Source organism: Orbaceae bacterium lpD02 (genome assembly GCA_036251875.1).
GTDB classification, from domain to species: Bacteria; Pseudomonadota; Gammaproteobacteria; order Enterobacterales; family Orbaceae; genus Orbus; species Orbus sturtevantii.
Genome location: CP133960.1, coordinates 1689245 through 1710181 on the forward strand (window position 1 = coordinate 1689245; position 20937 = coordinate 1710181).

Here is a 20937-nt window from a genome sequence, read left to right on the forward strand (position 1 = left end):
GTACATACTAACACGCGTCAATTGCTGAACAATGTAGCCATTTATGAATAAGCCCCTTTTTTTGGCTATTATATTCGATTAAATAAAAATCATCCTGTCGTTGAAGCAACCTAACCTTATCACCAGTGACTAAATACATTTTTGTTTTATCTGTTATCATTGGGCTATTTAATAAAATAGTTCGTTTTTTGATTTCTTTAGTTATAGCTTCTCTCATATTCAATAATTCATTATCTGTAACCATAGCGTATTTATTGCTATCTACATAAAATCTTTGAATCATTCCGCAACCAATACATTCATCTGTCAATACTAATTGATAATAACCATTTTTTTCTTGGTATAATGTTTCATACCATTTTGCACCATCTCGGAAACTATTAATTAATTGGTGACCAATTTTTTCATATAAACAAAGGCTATGATTTTCCTCCAATAAATAGATTTCATCACTTTGTACTGTATTATTATCAATAAGATATAAAGTGTAACAAGTATTAGCTGTAGAATTATTTTTAAGCGTTGTTAACAAATATTTTTTCCCAAAAAAGGTATCTATAGATAAATTACTATCAATAATGTAATCCTCTAACTCGTCAGGAACCTTAAATATATCACAGATTCCCCCTCCATTTGTACAGCTATAGATTGACTTATCAAGCTGATGGTATGTAAGCTCTGCATAGCTTATCGTTGAAAAAAAAATAAAAAATAAAATTATAAGTTTTAGTATGTAATTTTTAAGCATTATTTAAGTTCCCACTCACGCTTTATCGCATTAAAAAGGTTCATTCGATGCTGCAACCCATTCTCCCCACCATTTACCGCCAATGTAACTAATTTAACATTATTTTTTTCATTATCTATTAAGATATTAATATCACCTTTTGCATTATATTTTTTATATAATCCTCCATGACAACGCCAAAACCAGCAAGAAACATCTATTGCATATTCCATATTTTGAGATATCAAATCAGGATTTGATACAAAATCAATATTTTTAAATAAAGAGTAATCTTTATAATTATTTTTCCATGTAAGTTGAATTAGCCCCCTTCCCCTATATTTCGGACCGTCTCCTATCTCAGTATTTCCATGTTTGATTGCATTTTTATGTCGACCTGGATCATATCCTCTTCCAGATGCGAATTCTAGAGTTGATTCAAAATTAGCTGACTCATGAAAACATTGAGAAAGAAAATGCGCTTTGTGATAAGGGCTAGTAATATTATATTTCTGCAAACAAGAATTAAATAATGATACAAAATTTTCTTTATCTAATTGGTATACATTAGGGTGTGTAGCTTTAAACATTTCTTGAAACTTTTTATCACTCCCTTTACCATTAAACCAATTTCCCGTTTTCCCTGTTATTTTTTCAATTAGTTCTACTGTTATTAAATAATCTTCGCCAATAACAAACCCTTCCATCCCCACCGGATGCAGATACCATGCTTTACCATCTGCTGATAAATTGGATAAGACGGGTTGGTTGGTCGTCGCTGTTGTATCTGTTGTGCTTTTTGCTGCCTGCGCCTTAGCGACTTCATCCCACCATAGCGACGGTTTAATGCGGTGTTGTTTTTCTAGCTGCCATTCATTTATTCGGTATGCAGCGTTTTTATCGAGTATCCCACACGCATGTTGACGTAACACTGGAGCAGTTATCTCTGCTTTAGTTAACTCGTCAATAATCGCTTGGCGTTTTTGCTCGGTCTGCTTTTGATAAAGCTCATCAATCTCATTCCATTTGCTTAAACTTTCATCGCTATACCATTCACTCTCATAGTTTATCGCTAAGCGGCTGATAAGCTCTGCCGTCCACGGTGTTTGTAATCCCATTTGTAGCTGTTTATGGGTGAAGGGCGGTAAAACGTAAGGCAGCGCCTTGCTAAGGGGCGTCTTAGTTAAAATATGGTGCATTGCCGACATTGATTCAGTGTAATCATTTAAATCTAACGTCATCTTACGATTAGTCTGTAGCTTTTCAACAAAGTTAGCTACATTGGCGGTCTCTTTGATGGTTGAATATCCTGTCCATGCCCACGGGCTGACTCGTTTAATATGCGGTTGGCGATAATCAGTAGCGCCTTTGCTAATATTCACCCATCCCCTAATCGGGCTGCCGAGTTGATTACCGGCGGTAATATAGGCCCAGTGATTAGCCTCCTTATCGATAGCGATATGGTTATCACTCTTAAGTGAGGCAAGCGGTAGCGTGCGTGGGTAATAAACGGTATTAGAGTTATCTGCCGCAGGCAAGTTTGTTAAGGTTAAAGGGAAGGTCTGCCAATAGGCGATAGGCTGATTTAACTGACCTTCGCCACCTTGCAAGTGCATAACATCACATGCGTTAACCCAATAAGCGCTGTCACCGCCCACTAAACTAAAGCGCAGCTGTACTTCATCACGCGCGCCATGGTGCGTGTTACCGTCTGATAAGGTGCTCAGGCTGGAGTCAGAAAATGACGACGCATAACCAATAAGCAGCGCTGTATCAGGAATATTAGCAACCGTTAACTCTGGATATTGAAATTGATAGTAAGTAATCAGTTGCGCTTTATCTGCCGCAGTTAAGCGGTAGGTGGTTGGCTGAGGGGCAGCAAGACTATCCCATGCGCCATCAGGTAAGGTATGCGCTTCAATAACTTGCTCAGCATGACAGTGCTGGCGATTGATATTAAGCACATAATAAACATGCGCCTGTATATAGCAACTCTCACGCGGTGAGCCAATCAGGCTAATGTACCGACCGGTTAATATTTCGCCATCACTTGGGCTTTCACTAATAAGCTGCGCCCCTTCTTCAACCAAGATAAGGTTTTTTTCGCTCTCTGGTAACTTATCGGCAAGTAGACGGGTTTTAGTGATAAACGCCGGTAAATCGTCACAGGTAAATAATTCCACGTGCCCTTGTAAGGTGAGTTTGTGATTAGAAGGGCGTTTTTCAGTGGCTAAAACTTGCCTTTTAGCTTGTGAAAACTGACCATTACTACTCACATTGTGTCCTAAATAGCCGATAAAGTCACCGGCACTAATCGCCATCGGACTATCGAGTACCACCACCTTATCAAGCGCTTTAGGTTCATAGCCCAGCCCAGTTAAGTTCGCGACCTTTACCCAACCGTGGTGCGGCGAATCAGCCGTTGCACCACCTTCAACTTTTAAGCTTGTAGGGATATAATTGGTTTGAATTTTTTTAATTTTTGCATAGCCATCTTCTTGTCCATCAAACTCAAACCGTGTCTCTTTGGGCAAGTAGGCTAAAACATCCTTACCCTCTTTATTGGCGTATACCGTAATCCCCGCTACGCTAACCTCCGGTGAACCAATTTTATCGTTATTGTCTTTATTTACCGTATAAACCGTATTTTTATGGGTTGTGGGATCGGACTCAATGGAGCCAATCTCTTTACCGAACACATATCCAGTTATTGACACCAAATCTGCGTAAAACGTTCCATTGCTGTTTACTAAGCCACCTTCAATAATCGATTCTAATTTATACCATCCGCTCTTATTAATTTGGTCGCCAAGCTTGATTTTGCTACCTTTAAGTAATAAGGCGACACCAGGGGTTTTTGCGCCATTATGACGGACAATGGTACCTCTGATTGGGTCTTTGCAGTGACTGCTCACGCGCCCTGATATTAAGTGCCAGTACTGCGGCTGCGCTAAGGACGCTTCTTTGGCTAACTCTTGATAACCATACCAATCGAGTTGATGCATATATAAACTATAAAGCGTTATGCTTGGCGGGGGATCTGTTTCACCTGCCACCTTGGGCATAGCAAAATAGTGACGGACTAAGGTAAAACTGGTTGAAAAATAGGCTACGCGTTCTCGACCATTCACTAATGGTGACGTAGGGGGCAGCGTGTCTTCATAGGTTACTTTTGGGTAAACCGAGTTGACCCGATAGGCAATCACTTCACCCTGCGCCATACAGCGAAGCATATTGTCATTACGACTGACGTTTTTAAACACGCCATCATCAATATGAATGCCACCATGCCATAAGCCATTTTCGCTAAACGGATAAAAACCATTTTTCGCCTCGGACAGGGCGCGATAGTAGGCATCTTGGCTCAATATTTTATCGCCAACGGGGAAGATAAAATGGGTAACTTTTTTTATTGTCATGGTAACTCGTCCTTGGTCACTATTTTATTTTAGGCACAGAATTTTAACACAACCATTTTTTTTGACTATTACCGAAAACAGTTAGTGGCTCGGCGGCTATAAAAAGTTCCTTATTTTAAGGATCGTTATCCTGCCATAGGCTTATATTAAGTAATTTTTGGGATATGTCGCGCAATAAGGACTCTTTTTATCAGCATTAACGCCTAAAACGCTCAATTTCATTTTGAATGTCAAACCATGCCATTTCACTCTCATCAAGCTCTGCTCTGGTCTGGCTCTGTTTTAGGAGCAAATTGGTTAGTGCTTCTTTCTGTCCTTGCTCATAGATAGCCGGATCAGCAAGCTTAACTTCAATATCTTTAAGATCATTTGCTAGCTTATCCATCATCGCTTCGGCTTTTTGCAGTGACTTTTTCAGCGGTTGTAATTGCGTTCGTAATTCTGCCTCTCGCCTTTTCTGCTCTTTTTTATCTTGCGCCGAAAGGTTACTGGTCGACTCTTCCACCGCGTCAATCGGGCTTATTTTCTGCTCCTCAGCAAGCCATTTTTGATAATCATCTAAATCACCATCAAACTGCTCAACACGCTGATTATGAACCAGATAAAACTCATCGGTAGTCGAACGTAGCAAATGCCTATCATGAGAGACCACAACCAATGCCCCCTCAAAATCCATCAAGGCTTCAGTTAAAGCTTGACGCATATCAAGATCTAAATGGTTAGTCGGTTCATCTAAAAGGAGTAAATTAGGACGTTGCCATACAATTAAACCTAATACTAACCTAGCCTTCTCTCCCCCAGAAAAGGTCCTTACCGGTTCGGTCACTTTATCACCACGGAAATCAAAACCGCCAAGGTAATTACGGAGTACCTGTTCACTATTTTTAACATCGGCAATTTGGGTTAAATGCCAAAGTGGTGATTCATCTGCTCGCAAATATTCTAGTTGATGTTGGGCAAAATAGCCTAACTGTATGCCTTTAGCGAGTGCCATCTTACCCGATATTGGCGCTAGCTCTCCAGCAAGTAACTTAATCAATGTTGATTTCCCTGCGCCATTGCGACCGAGTAAGCCGATACGAGAGCCTGGGACAAGATTTAATTTAATATTATCTAAGATAATTTTATTACTATAACCAGCAACCACTTTTTCCATCGTTAATAGTGGGCTAGGCAAAGAATCTGGCGCTCGAAATGAAAAATGAAAAGGATTATCAACATGTGCAGGGGCAATTTTTTCCATCCGCTCTAGCATTTTTATGCGACTTTGCGCCTGTTTAGCCTTAGTTGCTTTAGCTCGAAATCGATCAATATAATGTTGTAAATGAGCAACTTTTAATTGTTGATGTTCATAAAGTGATTGCTGCTGAGCGAGTTTACTCGCACGTTGGATTTCAAAGGAAGAGTAATTACCCGAATACTCAAATAGTGATTGTTGCTCAATATGAATAATTTTATCGACTAAAGGATCTAAAAAATCACGATCATGGGAAATCAGCAACAGCGTGCCATTATAGCTTTTTAGCCACTTTTCTAGCCACATAACCGCATCGAGATCTAAATGGTTGGTCGGTTCATCGAGCAATAATAGATCGGAACGGCACATCAGTGCTTGCGCCAGATTAAGACGCATACGCCAACCACCAGAAAAAGACTTAACTGGCTGAGTAAGTTGTTCTTGAGAGAACCCCAACCCATTGAGTAAAGATGCGGCTCTTGCTTGAATGGTCCAAGCATCAATAACATCAAGTTTGCTATGAATTAACGCAATTTGGTTACCTTCGTTTTTTTCATTAGCTACGGCAAGTTCATGTTCTAACTTGCGATATTCCCGATCACCATCAATAGCATAGTCGATAGCCGCCATGTCAACCGCCGGCGTCTCTTGGTTTACCCAGGCAAGTTGCCAATGATTAGGTATCGAAAGCTCACCAGCATCGGCGACAATTTCACCTTTTATTAAGGCAAATAGCGTTGACTTACCCGAACCATTTTTACCAACAAGCCCCACTTTCTGACCTGGGTTAATTTTTGCCGAGGCATTATCTAAGAGTAAATTAATACCACGGCGGATCTGTATTGAGGATAGGATAATCATATTCTTATATCTAACTTAACTTTTTAGCTGCCTATCCTAACAAAAAAATTGTTAAATAACGACTAACTTCACACTCTTTTATCAACAATCTTGTGATGAAGGATCAATTGTATATGATAACCAAATGGTGATGTTTGCACCTAAACAACCACCAACAAAATAATTAATTAAAACTGAGATATGTGGTAATGCATAGTTACAATTTAACAAGTCAATTAGCCAAAGAAATTGTCGATAGAACGATGAAAATTATTGATTGCAATATTAATGTAATGGATGCGCATGGTCGTATTATTGGTAGTGGCGATTTGGATCGAATTGGCGAAATTCATGAAGGTGCCATGCTTGCTATTTCACAAAAAAGAGTGGTATCGATTGATCATGCGACAGCACAACAACTACATGGCGTTAAACCTGGCGTAAATCTCCCCTTACATCTCAATGAACAAATAGTCGGTGTAATTGGTTTAACAGGAAAACCAGAAAATATCACTCAATTTGGCAAGCTGGTTTGTATGTCGGCTGAAATGATGATGGAACAAGCGCAGCTATTGCATGAAATCTCACAAGATAATCGCATAAAAGAAGAACTCATACTGTCTTTAATACAATCGGATAACTTAAGCACAAACTTATCTGAATGGGGAAGAAAGCTCAATATTGACCTAACATTACCACGAGTAGCTGCCGTAGTTGAAATAGACAGTGGACAATTAGGTATTGAAAGTGCAATGAGTGAACTACAAAACCTACAAAATGCATTAGAATCGGTCACCAAAAATAGCTTGGTTGCGATTCAATCATTAACTGAAATCGTAGTCCTAATTCCGGCTCTAAACCGTTTTAACCGTTGGGATCTCACCGAACATCAAAAAAAATTAGAAAACCTAATCTCGCAAATAAAAAACTCTAGCCCTTTAGAGATCCGCATTGCATTAGGTAACTTCTTCACTCAGGGCTGCGATAGTATCGCCAAATCTTATCAAACGGCTAAAACCACCATGCTAATTGGTAAGCAAAGAATGCCTGATTTACGTAATTATTACTATCAAGAGCTTATTCTACCTGTGTTACTACATGGTTTAAGCTATGATTGGCAAGCAGAGGAACTTTTGCTACCACTAAAAAAATTGAAACTATCAGACCGAAATGGCGTATTGCAAAAAACGCTACTCACCTGGTTTAATCACAATTTACAAAATAGCGAAACAGCTGATAAATTGTTTATTCACCGTAACACATTAGAATATCGCTTAAATAAAATTGCTAAATTGACCGATCTTAATTTAACCAAATTTGATGACCGAATGCTACTTTATATCGCGCTACAACTAGATAAATAAGCAACGATTTTACATGTGACTAAGCTAGTATAAAAAAATATAATGCTATACCGCCAAATAACCATCCTAAAAAATAGATGATTATTTGGCAATAATTGACGGCTACGTTATCGGTGCGGGATTAAAAATAGCGAGAGGATTGTGTAAGCCCCAATGATCTGACCAAGGCTTTTTGCCACTCGCCACAGCTAAAATAAGGTAAAAAAGCCGCCAACCGATGTCTTCAATGCTTGCTTTACCAATCGCAATATCACCCGCACTAATATCAATTAGGTCAAACCATTGCTCAGCGACAAGATTACGGCTAGACATTTTAATAACAGGCACCATTGCAAGCCCGTAAGGTGTCCCTCGCCCGGTAGTAAATACTTGCACGGTAATACCAGATGCAACTTGCTGAGAGCCACAAACAAAATCACTGGCAGGCGTTGCTGCAAAAATTAAGCCTTTTTTAGTTGGTTTTTGCCCAGGAGAGAGCACTTCAACGATAGCACTTTTACCTGATTTGGCAATAGACCCCATTGCCTTCTCAACAATATTATTAAGGCCCCCTTTTTTATTCCCCGGTGTCGTATTGGCACTTCGATCGACCTTTCCTGCAGCCAAATAATCATCATACCATTGCATCTCACGAATGAGCGCTTTACCGACCTGTTCATTAACCGCTCTTGGCGTTAGAAGATGAATACCATCACGCACTTCTGTCACTTCTGAAAACATCACCGTAGCACCGGCTCGAACAAGCAAATCCGAGGCAAAACCGACCGATGGGTTTGAGGTAACACCGGAAAATGCATCACTGCCACCACATTGCATCCCTACAATCAGCTCTGATGCTGGCACGGTCTCACGCTTACGCTGATTTAATCGCTGCAAATGCTTTTCTGCAACAACTAAAATATGTTCAACCATGGCCTTAAAGCCATGCTCATCTTGTAAAGTAATCACATCATCGCTACTTTGTAATCTAATCGGAATGGTATCGGCTGTACCTTTTAATAATCTCGCAGGTTGAAATTTTTCACAGCCAAGGCTTACCACCATTATTTCCCCACCAAAATTAGGATTTTTTGCAAGATTATGAATTGAACGAATCGGCACTATCGCGGCAGGTGCATCAATCGCAACACCACAGCCATACAAATGGGTTAAAGCGACCACGCCATCTACGTTAGGGTACTTCTGCAATAAATCACGCTCAATTAGCTTCGCTACATACTCGACAACACCAGATACACAATTAACACTCATTGTGATCCCAAGTATATTACGTGTTCCAACAGATCCATCTGCATTACGGTAGCCTTCAAAAGTATAGCCTTCCAGTGGCGGAAGCGGTGGTGGAATTTTAGTCGCAATCGCTAATTCATCCAATTCAGGTGCTGTTGGCATTTTAGTGATAGACTCATTAATCCAGCTCCCTTTTTTAATATCAACTATTGCATAACCAATAGTTTCACCATAACGAATAATAGCCTGATCTTTATCGATATTAGTTAACGCGACTTTATGTCCTTGTGGAATATCGTCTTGCAATATTAATCCATCAGCAAAGATGGTCCCTTTTGTTAATCCATTGTCATTAACAATAATAGCGACATTGTCTATTTCATGTATCTTGATATAGAGTGGCTTGTCTAAATGATTGGCCATTTTTTGCTCCAAATATTATGTTATAACGCTTCGGCTATCTACTACTTACTTATTAAATAATTGGTTATATGAGAATTACAGCATGTGAGCTCACCGCAAACACCCTCACTATTAAAAATAGTGCAATACCACAAAGACTAGTAATAAAAGGCTTTTATCACTATATATTAAGTAAAAATGGATAAAATAATATTGTTAAAAAGCCAATTTTTTACATAAAAATATAGCTAATTTTGTGAATTTGACTATATCTAAGTGATGAGTATCACATAAATCAACTTATTGAATTATTTTATGTGAAGGAGTTAACATTATTTAGTAACTCATCACATAAATAATCATTTAATTCACCAATATTCTATACATTTGCCCAATGACCTTTATTGCTAATCTCTCCATACTAATTGCCAATTAATTTTAATATTAGCGTTATTAATTTATTTTCTAGTTCACCGTCACCCAATAGAAAATTATAAAGTTAATAAGTTTAGGGGTTAAAAATGGAAATAAGCATTAAAACGAATCTGTACAAAAGAAGCAACGCTCGCTGGATGATAGTCGTATTTTTATTTATTGTGACCGCCGTTAACTATGGTGATAGAGCAACGCTAGGCATTGCAGGGAAAGCGATGCAAGGTGAGCTTGGTTTTAACGCTGCAGATATGGGTTGGGTTATGTCCTCATTCGGTATTGCCTACGTTATAGGTCAATTACCGGGTGGCTGGTTACTTGATCGATTTGGCTCGAAGCGGGTCTATTTTTTAAGTATTGCATTTTGGTCCATTTTTACCCTCTTACAAGGTACTGTTCACTTTTTTATTGGTGCTTGGGCGATTATTATGCTGTTCACTTTCCGTTTTCTAATGGGATTTGCTGAGGCACCTTCATTTCCGGGTAATAGCCGGATCACCGCGGCCTGGTTTCCCGCTAAAGAAAGGGCAACGGCAGTTGCTATTTTTAACTCAGCGCAATATTTTGCCACCGTCATTTTTGCTCCTATTATGGGCTGGCTTACTCATGAATATGGTTGGCAATCCGTGTTCTTTTTCATGGGCGGTATTGGCATCTTAGTTAGCATCGCAACGTTAGTGGTTATCCGTAACCCCAAAGATCACCCCTGGGCAAATGAGGCTGAAGTTGACTATATCAAAGAAGGGGGAGCGTTAATTGATATGGATCAAAAAAAGAGTGGTGGGAAAAAACAGGGTCCAAAGCTGAGTTACCTATTACAACTCATAACGAATAGAATGCTATTAGGAGTATATTTAGGTCAATATTGTATTAATTGCCTAACGTTTTTCTTTATTTCATGGTTTCCTATTTATTTAGCGACAGAAAGAGGCATGAACATTAAAGCGGTTGGCTTCGCGGCAGCAGTCCCTGCTATTGCAGGATTTGTTGGTGGCATAAGTGGCGGCGTATTCTCTGATTATTTAATGCGAAAAACCAACTCACTTTCGATATCACGCAAAACCCCTATCGTCACAGGCATGTTACTCTCAATGACGATGATTTTTTGTAATTACGTTGATTCAATCGCGCTCGTCATTTTCTTTATGTCTTTAGCTTTTTTTGGCAAAGGCATTGGCGCATTAGGCTGGGCAGTTATGGCTGACACCGCGCCAAAAGAGATGAGTGGCCTTGCTGGTGGATTATTTAATATGTTTGGTAATGCTTCGAGCATCATTTCGCCGATCATCATTGGTTATATTGTTGCATGGACGGGTCGTTTTGAATGGGCGCTAGTATTTGTTGCCGTACACGCTTTAATTGCAGCATTTAGCTACTTAGTTTTGGTTGGCCCGATTAATCGTATGGAACTAAAAAAATAACCATCATTACGCCTAAGGATCATAAGAGGAAATTTATGATGAATACACAATCAGTACCAATTATTACCGCTATGCAAGTCATTCCAGTTGCAGGTTATGACAGTATGTTAATGAATATTGGCGGCGCTCATGGACCTTATTTTACTCGCAACATTGTTATCTTAAAAGATAATGCAGGCCATACTGGTGTTGGTGAAGCCCCTGGGGGAGCAACGATAGAAAATGCATTAAAAGAAGCTATTTCACATGTACAAGACCAGCCAATATCACTTTTTAAGCGTATTGTGAATAATATGCACCAAGGTTATCTTGATGCTGATTATGATACCTTTGGCAAAGGAGCGTGGACATTTGAATTAAGAGTCAATGCGGTAGCGGCTTTAGAAGCCGCACTGCTCGATCTTATGGGGCAATTTTTAAATGTCCCGGTTGCTGAATTACTCGGTTCGGGCAAACAAAGAGATGAAGTCACCGTACTCGGCTATCTATTCTATATTGGCGATGATAGCAAAACAAATTTAGCTTATGCTAAACCTAAATCGGATGGTCATAACTGGTATAAAATCAGGAGGCAATGCGCAATGAATACGTCCGCGGTTATTGAACTTGCCGCCGCCGCTAAAGATCGTTATGGCTTTAAAGATTTTAAAATGAAAGGTGGCGTACTCGCTGGCGAACAAGAAATCGTAACCGTTACCGCTCTTAAACAGCATTTCCCTGATGCTCGAATTACGCTGGACCCAAATGGTGGTTGGCGACTAGATGAAGCTATCGAGCTCTGCAAAGGTATGCATAATGTACTCACTTATGCAGAAGATCCATGCGGCGCTGAAGATGGATACTCTGGGCGCGAAATTATGGCAGAATTCCGCCGAGCGACGGGTTTACCGACCGCAACCAACATGGTTGCCACTAACTGGCGAGAAATGTGCCACGCTATTATGCTGCAAGCCGTCGATATCCCTCTTGCTGATCCTCACTTTTGGACGTTAACCGGTGCAAGTCGCGTCGCACAACTTTGCCATGAATGGGGATTAACATGGGGCTGTCACTCCAACAACCATTTTGATATCTCACTTGCCATGTTTAGCCACGTAGGGGCATCAGCACCTGGAAATCCAACTGCACTTGATACTCATTGGATCTGGCAAGAAGGTCAAGATCGTTTAACCAAAGAGCCATTACAAATAGCTAACGGCAAGATTAAATTACACGATAAACCAGGATTAGGTATTGAACTTGATATGCCGCAAGTGGAAAAAGCACATCAATTACACCAAAAGCTGGCTAATGGCAGTCGTGATGATGGAATTGCTATGCAATATTTAATACCAGGCTGGCAGTTTGATAAAAAGCGACCTTGTATGGTTCGATAATGCATAGCTAATAATAATTTATAATAGATGAGGTAAAACCAATATGACATTTTCAACACCAATTATCACTGCAATGCATGTCTATCCAGTTGCTGGATACGATAGTATGTTACTCAATTTAAGCGGCGCTCATGCACCTTATTTTACTCGCAATATTGTCATATTAAAGGATAATTCAGGCAACACTGGAGTTGGTGAAGTACCTTGTGTTGGCTCAGTCACTCAAACATTAGAGGATGCCAAACCACTGGTCATTGGTAAAAACATTGGCGAATATAAAAATGTTATGAATAGCGTTCGTAATCAATTTGCTGATCGTGATGCTGGCGGTCGCGGAAATCAAACATTTGATCAGCGCTCCACCATCCATGTTGTGACCGCTATTGAAGCCGCAATGCTTGACCTTCTCGGTAAACACCTTGGTGTTACAGTCGCCTCCCTACTAGGCGACGGTCAACAGCGCGATAGCGTTGAAATGCTTGGTTATCTATTTTATGTTGGCGACCGAACAAAAACAGATTTACCATACCAAAGCCAGCCAAACGAAAAATGCGAATGGTATCGTTTGCGCCATAATGAAGCTTTAACACCCGAAAAAATCGCACATTTCGCCGAAGCCACTTACGAAAAATATGGCTTTAAAGATTTCAAACTTAAAGGCGGCGTATTATCCGCGGAAGATGAAGCCGAAGCCGTTATCGCAATAAAGCACAAATTTCCAGAAGCAAGAGTCACATTAGATCCAAACGGAGGCTGGAAATTAGATGAAGCTATCAAAATTGGTAAATACCTGAAAAATATATTAGCTTACGCAGAAGATCCTTGCGGCGCAGAACAGGGTTATTCTGGGCGAGAAATAATGGCGGAATTTCGCCGAGCAACAGGATTACCTACTGCAACAAATATGATTGCGACAGATTGGCGCCAAATGGGTCATACATTATCGCTGCAATCCGTCGATATTCCTCTTGCTGACCCTCACTTTTGGACGATGAATGGATCGGTTAGAGTTGCACAGATGTGCCATGAGTTTGGTTTAACTTGGGGTTCACACTCTAATAACCATTTTGATATATCGCTAGCAATGTTTACGCACGTCGCTGCTGCTGCGCCAGGTAATCCAACTGCAATCGATACCCATTGGATCTGGCAGGAAGGTAATCAGCGTCTAACCAAAGAGCCGTTACAAATTGTAGCGGGAAAGATAAATGTACCGGAAAAACCTGGATTAGGCATTGAAATCGATATGGATCAAATAATGAAAGCCCATCAATTATTTAAAGCGATGGGCCTTGGCAACCGCAATGATGCAATGGCTATGCAATACTTAATCCCTAATTGGTCATTTGATAACAAAAAACCTTGCTTAGTGCGTTAATCACATTTTATTTATAAAAAATATGAAGGTAAATTATGAAAAAAACGACATGCCATAATCAATTTAAACAAGATATATCCAATCGTAAAACGTTAATTGGCTGTTGGGCTGCGCTAGGTAATCCCATTTCAACTGAAATATTAGGAATTGCAGGGTTTGATTGGTTGTTATTAGATGGAGAGCATGCCACTAATGATGTATTAACGTTTATTCCCCAATTAATGGCACTAAAAGACAGTATAAGCGCCCCCGTAGTCAGACCGGCATGGAATGATCAAGTATTAATTAAACGGTTATTGGATATCGGATTTTATAATTTTTTAATTCCATATATTGAAACGGTAGAACAAGCCAAACAAGCGGTATCTTATACTCGCTATCCACCGGAAGGGATAAGAGGCGTTTCCGTTTCACATCGCAGCAATGCTTTTGGTTCAATTAAAGATTATTTTGAAAAAATTAACCAAAACATTTGTGTCATGCTACAAATTGAAACCCAGCAAGCGCTCGATAATGTCGAGGAAATTGTCGCTATTGATGGGGTGGATGGTATTTTCGTCGGTCCAAGCGATCTATCGGCATCACTCGGCCACTTTGGTAACCCACAACACCCAGAAGTTCAAGCTGCAATTAAAAAAGTCTTTGACGTGGCCAAAAAACATGGCAAGGGCGGTGGCATATTAGCTCCAGTAGAAGCAGAAGCTAGAGAGTATTTAGCAATGGGCGCGACGTTCGTTGCGGTAGGCAATGATCTTGGGCTGCTACGTAGCGCAACACAAGCATTAGCCGATAAATTTTTAAAATAAATTAGATAATCTTGATTGAATAAAATAGAGGAGCTTAAAATGAAAATCGGTTTTATTGGTTTAGGGATCATGGGTAAACCTATGAGTAAAAATCTATTAAAAGCAGGTTATTCACTCGTAGTATGTGATAGAAATCAAGCTTCAGTAGATGAAGTTGTTGCTGCTGGGGCTAAAAGTGCAGAAAATGCTAAAGAAGTCGCTAAGCTGTGTGATGTAATTATTACTATGTTACCTAACTCACCTCATGTAAGAGAAGTGGTACTTGGCGAAAATGGGATAATCGACGGCGCAAAAGCAGGCACAACGATTATTGATATGAGCTCAATTGCACCTTTAGCAAGTCGCGAAATTTGTGCTGAGGCAGCCAAAAAAGGCATAACGATGCTAGATGCTCCCGTTAGTGGCGGCGAACCAAAAGCAATCGACGGTAGCCTATCGGTGATGGTCGGTGGCGACAAAGCGGTGTTTGATAAATACTATGACATCATGAAAGCAATGGCAGGATCCGTTGTTTATACAGGTGAGATTGGTGCTGGCAATGTAACTAAGTTGGCAAATCAAGTGATTGTTGCTTTAAATATTGCAGCAATGTCTGAAGCGTTAGTACTTGCGACAAAAGCAGGGGTGAATCCTGAATTGGTTTATCAAGCGATTAAAGGAGGGCTTGCTGGTAGTACCGTACTTGATGCAAAAGCGCCAATGGTATTAAATCGTAATTTTAAACCTGGCTTTAGGATTGATTTACATATAAAAGATCTACAAAATGCATTAGACACCTCCCATGGTATAGGAACATCATTACCATTAACCGCGGCGGTAATGGAAATGATGCAAGCGTTACGTACGGATGGAATGGGTGCGTGTGACCACAGTGCACTCGCGCGTTATTATGAAAAATTAGCCCATGTAGAAATTAAATAAACCCACTGTTATTGAGTATGGCAACATACTCAATAATCTTTAGTTGCTCTGGAAGGATATGTATGAAAATCGTAATCGCGCCTGATTCATTTAAGGAAAGCCTGAAAGCCTCTGATGTTGCAAGTGCAATAAAAGCCGGGTTCTCGCAGATATACCCTGATGCAGGGTATGTTCTCTTACCTGTTGCTGATGGTGGTGAAGGGACCGTAGAGGCAATGGTTAATGCCATTGGTGGCAGTATCATTAAAACAGTCGTTATCGATCCTTTAGGCCAGAAAAATGAATCCTTTTATGGCATCTCAAAAGATAAGCAATGTGCCATTATTGAAATGGCTGCGGCTAGCGGTTTAGAGCTTGTCCCAATCAATGAGCGAAATGCAAAAATAACAACATCTTACGGTACAGGGCAGCTAATTTATCATGCGTTAGAAAAAGGGGTGAAAAAATTTATCATCGGCATTGGCGGCAGCGCAACTAATGATGGTGGAGCGGGTATGCTACAAGCATTAGGGATCAAACTACTTGATAAAAATGGTCAGCAAATTGGCTACGGTGGGCAAGCTCTGGCCGATTTAAATGAAATTGATATCACAGGGATGGATCCTCGATTAAAAAATTGTGATTTTGAAGTCGCTTGTGATGTAACTAACCCCCTAACCGGGAAAAATGGCGCTTCATTCATTTTTGGTCCACAAAAAGGAGCTAATGCAATAGACATTGAATTACTCGACAATAACCTTAAACATTTTGCTAATGTCATAAAAAATGATCTCAATATTGATGTTGAACATATTCCGGGTACCGGTGCTGCGGGTGGAATGGGGGCGGCTCTGCTTGCCTTCTTAAACGCCAAGCTTAAACCTGGAATCGAAATTATTACCGAATTACTTAATTTAGATGAACTCATAAAAAATGCCGACCTCGTTATTACTGGAGAAGGACGCTTAGACCATCAAAGCATTAATGGCAAAGTGCCTATTGGCATCGCAACGATTGCTAAAAAATATAATAAACCAACGATCGCAATTGTCGGTAGCTTTGGTAATAACGCGGAACTTGTTTATCCATACGGTATCTCAGCCATGTTTAGTATTTTGTCAAAAATATCAACCTTGGCTGAAGCTCTTGACCCGCAGACAGCAAAGTATAATCTTTGTCTAAATGCTCGCAATATTGCCGCAACATTACAAATAGGCTCACAATTTAAATAGATCATAATCAGCAGTATAATTTATTTATACTGCCTTTATAAAATAGTTAACGTTTTCGCTAAACGGTTCAATATTTATTATTAAAAATACGCTATATAAAAAATTCCACCCCAATCGCTAACCGCTTGTAATAGCAAATAACAAGTGTAAAATTCGATTACATTTTTTGTTAAAATTTTTAATTTTTAAGGATTAAGTTAGATGAAAACATTAATCAAAGCAATACCACTATTAATGGCTTCAATTGGATTTGCATCGTCTGCATTAGCTGGCGTTCATTGGGGATATGAGGGTAGTGAATTGCCTGAAAATTGGGCACAATTATCACCTGAATATCAAATGTGTAGCTTAGGTAAAAACCAATCACCTGTCGATATTACTGGCACCATTAAAGCGCAAATAGGTGAGTTAGATGCTCATTATGGCCAAACATCTGGTACGATTGTTAATAACGGCCATACCGTCCAAATTACAGAAAAAAATCCCAATGATTATCTTATTGTTAATGGTGAAAAATACAACCTGATACAATTTCATTTCCATGCACCAAGCGAAAATAAAATTAATGGCAAATCATATCCAATGGAAGGTCACTTTGTACATGCAAATGAGAATGGCGATCTATTAGTTATGGCTGTAATGTTTGATGAAGGCACTGAAAATACATCAGCAGAACAATTACTATCATTACTTAGCGAACAAGAAAATAAACCAACCAGCTTTGAGAATATCAATATTGCCTCTTTTTTACCAAAAGATAAAAGCTATTATCGTTTTTCAGGTTCACTCACAACACCGCCATGTTCAGAAGGTGTAACATGGATTGTCCTAAAAAATCCGATGACATTATCAAAATCAGAAATAGATAAATTTGCACATGCTTTTAAACACCATAATAATCGGCCAATACAGCCATTAAATGGGCGTATAATCATATCTAACGAGTAATTCTTATAAAATGACCTATTTGATATAGGTCATTTTTTCCCGCATTTGATCGACAATAACTAAACTTTTTTATCTAAATTCGGTATACTACGGGCTCTAATCTAGCCTTCAAAGTCTATCTGGAGAAAATGGCATGCAACCAAAGCACCCTATTTGTCGTGCACTATTAAGTGTATCAGATAAGTCAGGAATTGTTGAATTCGCTAAAGCTCTGTCTGACCGTAATGTTGAGCTCTTATCTACTGGCGGAACCGCGCAGCTCCTTATACAAAATAGTATTCCAGTAATTGAAGTTTCTGATTATACCGGCTTTCCAGAAATGATGGATGGTCGAGTTAAAACACTGCATCCCAAAATCCATGGTGGCATTTTAGGGCGGCGTCAAATCGATGATGATATCATGACCATGTACCACATTAAGCCAATCGATATGGTTGTGGTTAATCTATACCCTTTTGCTGATACGGTTGCAAAGCCAAGCTGTACACTTGCAGAAGCAGTTGAAAATATCGATATCGGTGGGCCAACGATGGTCCGTTCTGCTGCCAAAAATCACCAGCATGTAGCGATTGTTGTCGATAATAAAGATTATCAGACAATTATTAACATGATGGATGACCAACAAAATAGTTTAACATTGGAGTATCGTTTCAATCTTGCAATTAAAGCCTTTGAACATACCGCTCAATATGATGGCATGATTGCCAATTATTTTGGAAAACTAGTTCCGCCTTATTTTGGAGAAACTGACAAAGTATCAGGTGAATTTCCGAGAACACTGAATTTACAATTTACAAAAAAACAAAATATGCGCTATGGTGAAAATAGCCACCAAAATGCGGCTTTTTATATCGATAATGAAATAAAAGAAGCAAGTGTTGCCACTGCCGAGCAGCTGCAAGGAAAAGAGCTCTCTTATAACAACATAGCTGATACGGATGCTGCGCTTGAATGCGTGAAAGAGTTTAGTCAGCCGGCCTGTGTGATCGTTAAACATGCGAATCCATGCGGTGTTGCCGTAAGTGATTCGATATTAAAGGCTTATTTGCATGCTTATCAAACTGATCCGACCTCTGCATTTGGAGGCATTATTGCCTTTAACCGCCCTCTTGATATGCAAACAGCCAAAGCGATTATTGAGAGGCAATTTGTTGAAGTGATTATTGCACCACAAATTGAAAATGACGCCCTTACAATACTTGAAGCTAAAAAGAATATTCGAGTATTGGTCTGCGGTGAATGGCAAGACCGCATTTCAGCTCTTGATTTTAAACGTGTTACTGGTGGCTTATTAGTACAAGAACGCGATTTAGGTATGGTAACTACGCGCGACTTCAACATTGTAAGTAAACGCAAACCAACCCAGCAAGAACTAACCGATGCGCTATTTTGTTGGAAGGTAGCAAAGTTTGTAAAATCAAATGCCATTGTTTATGCTAAAAATAACATGACGATTGGTATCGGTGCCGGACAAATGAGCCGAGTCTATTCAGCCAAGATAGCGGGAATAAAAGCGCAAGATGAGAATCTACCAGTAGCGGGCTCAGTTATGGCTTCAGATGCTTTCTTTCCATTTCGTGATGGTGTTGACGCTGCAGCCAGCGTCGGTATAACGTGTATTATCCATCCAGGCGGATCAATTAGAGATGAAGATGTGATTCAAGCTGCTAACGAACACAATATCGCCATGATCTTAACCGGAATGAGGCATTTTCGGCACTGATATTAAATAAAGTATTAACTAGTTACGTTTTATCTAAATGAGGATTGGTATGAAAGTATTAATTATCGGTAACGGTGGACGAGAGCATGCTCTGGCATGGAAAGTAGTACAATCGCCTCTAGCGACAAAAATTTTTGTCGCACCTGGTAATGCAGGAACGGCACTTGAAGACAATTTAGAAAATATTGCTATTAATGCAACCGATATTGAAGGTTTAGTTGCTTTTGCCAAAAAAGAAGAAATTGACCTAACCCTTGTTGGTCCGGAAGCTCCATTAGTAATGGGCATAGTAGATAGATTTCGCGAGGAAGGTTTAAAAATATTCGGCCCAACCAAAGCTGCCGCACAGCTCGAAGGCTCGAAAGCGTTTACGAAAGACTTTTTAGCGCGCCATAATATTCCAACTGCTGATTACCAAAGCTTTACTGAAATAGAACCGGCAATTAACTATATACATCAAAAAGGTGCGCCAATTGTAGTTAAAGCTGATGGGCTCGCTGCTGGTAAAGGCGTTATTGTTGCAATGACATTGCAAGAGGCCGAAAATGCCGTTCACGATATGCTAGCCGGTAATGCATTTGGCGATGCTGGGCATCGAGTGGTCATTGAAGAATACCTTGATGGAGAAGAAGCAAGCTTTATTGTCATGGTTGATGGTAAACACATAGAGCCGATGGCCACCAGTCAAGATCATAAACGAGTTGGTGATAAAGATAGTGGACTAAATACCGGAGGAATGGGTGCTTACTCCCCAGCTCCCGTTATCACCGATGATATTTTTAAACGCGTAATGGAACACGTAATTTATCCAACCGTCGAAGGAATGGCTGCGGAAGGTAATATTTACACTGGTTTTTTATATGCGGGTTTAATGATCGACAAGCAAGGTAACCCTAAAGTAATTGAATTTAACTGCCGGTTTGGCGATCCAGAAACTCAGCCAATTATGATGCGTCTACAATCAGATTTAGTCAAACTATGCCTTGCAGCGATCGATGGTAAACTCAATACCGTTCATGCCAATTGGGATGCAAGGCCAGCACTAGGTGTGGTTATGGCGGCTAGCGGATACCCAAACGATTATACAATAGGTGATGAGATAACGGGTTTACCTAAGTATGATAAGAATGACTGTAAGGTGTTCCACTCTGGCAGCGTTCTTAACGAGAATAAAGTGTATACCAACGGTGGCCGAGTATTATGCATTACAACTCTAGGGCTTTCTGTCGCGGATGCTCAGCAATACGCCTACCAACAAATAAAATCGATTAATTGGAATGGTTGCTTCTACCGCAATGATATTGGTTATCGAGCAATAGCACGCGAACAAATAAGCAAAAATTAAATTAATTTAATATATCAATACGATTAGCAAACGCTCAAAACAGGCGTTTACTAATCGGTTGTTAACCGATGTCCATTGCATAGCCAAAAGATTAAGCGCGATAATGTCATTTATAATCAACCTTATATGCAGTGATCTCAGTATATAACTGCTTGAT

Annotated in this window: 14 protein-coding genes; 10 read left to right on the forward strand and 4 right to left on the reverse strand. The window is 39.8% G+C overall.

Annotated elements, in window-relative coordinates; translation table 11 throughout:
• Positions 1-7 precede the first annotated feature (7 nt).
• From RHO12_07360 to RHO12_07370, 3 genes are all read right to left on the reverse strand, one after another.
• Entirely contained in the window at positions 8-748 is a 741-nt protein-coding gene (locus RHO12_07360) for a hypothetical protein (GenBank protein ID WVD65207.1), read from the reverse strand.
• Complete coding sequence (locus tag RHO12_07365; GenBank protein ID WVD65208.1) at positions 748-4146, reverse strand: glycoside hydrolase family 19 protein; 3399 nt, start codon at positions 4144-4146, stop codon at positions 748-750. Before RHO12_07365 ends, RHO12_07360 begins: the two co-directional genes overlap by 1 nt.
• Before the next feature lie 196 nt (positions 4147-4342).
• Positions 4343-6244 carry an ABC transporter ATP-binding protein gene (locus RHO12_07370; GenBank protein ID WVD65209.1) on the reverse strand — a complete coding sequence of 634 codons (1902 nt, stop codon included), beginning with the start codon at positions 6242-6244 and terminating at the stop codon, positions 4343-4345.
• A 188-nt stretch (positions 6245-6432) separates the two neighbouring features.
• Between RHO12_07370 and RHO12_07375 the strand changes: the two genes are divergently transcribed.
• Positions 6433-7587 carry a sugar diacid recognition domain-containing protein gene (locus RHO12_07375; protein WVD65210.1) on the forward strand — a complete coding sequence of 385 codons (1155 nt, stop codon included), beginning with the start codon at positions 6433-6435 and terminating at the stop codon, positions 7585-7587.
• A gap of 102 nt (positions 7588-7689) precedes the next feature.
• On the opposite strand, the gene garD is transcribed toward RHO12_07375, so the two are convergent.
• Complete coding sequence (gene garD / locus RHO12_07380) at positions 7690-9240, reverse strand: galactarate dehydratase (protein ID WVD65211.1); 1551 nt, start codon at positions 9238-9240, stop codon at positions 7690-7692.
• A gap of 500 nt (positions 9241-9740) precedes the next feature.
• Between garD and RHO12_07385 the strand changes: the two genes are divergently transcribed.
• The 9 genes from RHO12_07385 (at position 9741) to purD (ending at position 20780) form a co-directional block, all read left to right on the forward strand.
• A complete protein-coding gene (locus RHO12_07385; GenBank protein WVD65212.1) occupies positions 9741-11072 on the forward strand; it encodes an MFS transporter in 1332 nt (443 codons plus the stop codon).
• A gap of 35 nt (positions 11073-11107) precedes the next feature.
• A complete protein-coding gene (locus RHO12_07390; GenBank protein ID WVD65213.1) occupies positions 11108-12448 on the forward strand; it encodes an enolase C-terminal domain-like protein in 1341 nt (446 codons plus the stop codon).
• 43 nt (positions 12449-12491) lie between these two features.
• The gene (gudD, locus tag RHO12_07395; GenBank protein ID WVD65214.1) at positions 12492-13826 is read left to right on the forward strand and encodes a glucarate dehydratase; all 1335 of its coding nucleotides are present in this window, start codon (positions 12492-12494) and stop codon (positions 13824-13826) included.
• Positions 13827-13861: 35 nt separating this feature from the next.
• A complete protein-coding gene (gene garL, locus RHO12_07400; GenBank protein ID WVD65215.1) occupies positions 13862-14632 on the forward strand; it encodes a 2-dehydro-3-deoxyglucarate aldolase in 771 nt (256 codons plus the stop codon).
• 39 nt (positions 14633-14671) lie between these two features.
• Positions 14672-15553: a 2-hydroxy-3-oxopropionate reductase gene (gene garR / locus RHO12_07405; protein WVD65216.1), complete on the forward strand. Its 882-nt coding sequence runs from the start codon at positions 14672-14674 to the stop codon at positions 15551-15553.
• Between the two features lie 62 nt (positions 15554-15615).
• The gene (locus tag RHO12_07410; protein WVD65217.1) at positions 15616-16764 is read left to right on the forward strand and encodes a glycerate kinase; all 1149 of its coding nucleotides are present in this window, start codon (positions 15616-15618) and stop codon (positions 16762-16764) included.
• A gap of 201 nt (positions 16765-16965) precedes the next feature.
• Entirely contained in the window at positions 16966-17712 is a 747-nt protein-coding gene (locus RHO12_07415) for a carbonic anhydrase family protein (GenBank protein WVD65218.1), read from the forward strand.
• Between the two features lie 133 nt (positions 17713-17845).
• Entirely contained in the window at positions 17846-19435 is a 1590-nt protein-coding gene (purH, locus tag RHO12_07420; protein WVD65219.1) for a bifunctional phosphoribosylaminoimidazolecarboxamide formyltransferase/IMP cyclohydrolase, read from the forward strand.
• A 49-nt stretch (positions 19436-19484) separates the two neighbouring features.
• The gene (gene purD / locus RHO12_07425; GenBank protein WVD65220.1) at positions 19485-20780 is read left to right on the forward strand and encodes a phosphoribosylamine--glycine ligase; all 1296 of its coding nucleotides are present in this window, start codon (positions 19485-19487) and stop codon (positions 20778-20780) included.
• Positions 20781-20937: the final 157 nt, after the last annotated feature.

Excerpts from the sequence above, each read along its gene's own strand:
- garD (WVD65211.1), bottom strand. The coding sequence starts at position 9,240 with ATGGCCAATCATTTAGACAAGCCACTCTATATCAAGATACATGAAATA.
- garL (WVD65215.1), top strand. The coding sequence starts at position 13,862 with ATGAAAAAAACGACATGCCATAATCAATTTAAACAAGATATATCCAAT.
- RHO12_07415 (WVD65218.1), top strand. The coding sequence starts at position 16,966 with ATGAAAACATTAATCAAAGCAATACCACTATTAATGGCTTCAATTGGA.
- RHO12_07360 (WVD65207.1), bottom strand. The coding sequence starts at position 748 with ATGCTTAAAAATTACATACTAAAACTTATAATTTTATTTTTTATTTTT.
- RHO12_07375 (WVD65210.1), top strand. The coding sequence starts at position 6,433 with ATGCATAGTTACAATTTAACAAGTCAATTAGCCAAAGAAATTGTCGAT.
- RHO12_07370 (WVD65209.1), bottom strand. The coding sequence starts at position 6,244 with ATGATTATCCTATCCTCAATACAGATCCGCCGTGGTATTAATTTACTC.
- purD (WVD65220.1), top strand. The coding sequence starts at position 19,485 with ATGAAAGTATTAATTATCGGTAACGGTGGACGAGAGCATGCTCTGGCA.
- RHO12_07365 (WVD65208.1), bottom strand. The coding sequence starts at position 4,146 with ATGACAATAAAAAAAGTTACCCATTTTATCTTCCCCGTTGGCGATAAA.
- RHO12_07410 (WVD65217.1), top strand. The coding sequence starts at position 15,616 with ATGAAAATCGTAATCGCGCCTGATTCATTTAAGGAAAGCCTGAAAGCC.
- RHO12_07390 (WVD65213.1), top strand. The coding sequence starts at position 11,108 with ATGATGAATACACAATCAGTACCAATTATTACCGCTATGCAAGTCATT.
- garR (WVD65216.1), top strand. The coding sequence starts at position 14,672 with ATGAAAATCGGTTTTATTGGTTTAGGGATCATGGGTAAACCTATGAGT.
- gudD (WVD65214.1), top strand. The coding sequence starts at position 12,492 with ATGACATTTTCAACACCAATTATCACTGCAATGCATGTCTATCCAGTT.
- purH (WVD65219.1), top strand. The coding sequence starts at position 17,846 with ATGCAACCAAAGCACCCTATTTGTCGTGCACTATTAAGTGTATCAGAT.
- RHO12_07385 (WVD65212.1), top strand. The coding sequence starts at position 9,741 with ATGGAAATAAGCATTAAAACGAATCTGTACAAAAGAAGCAACGCTCGC.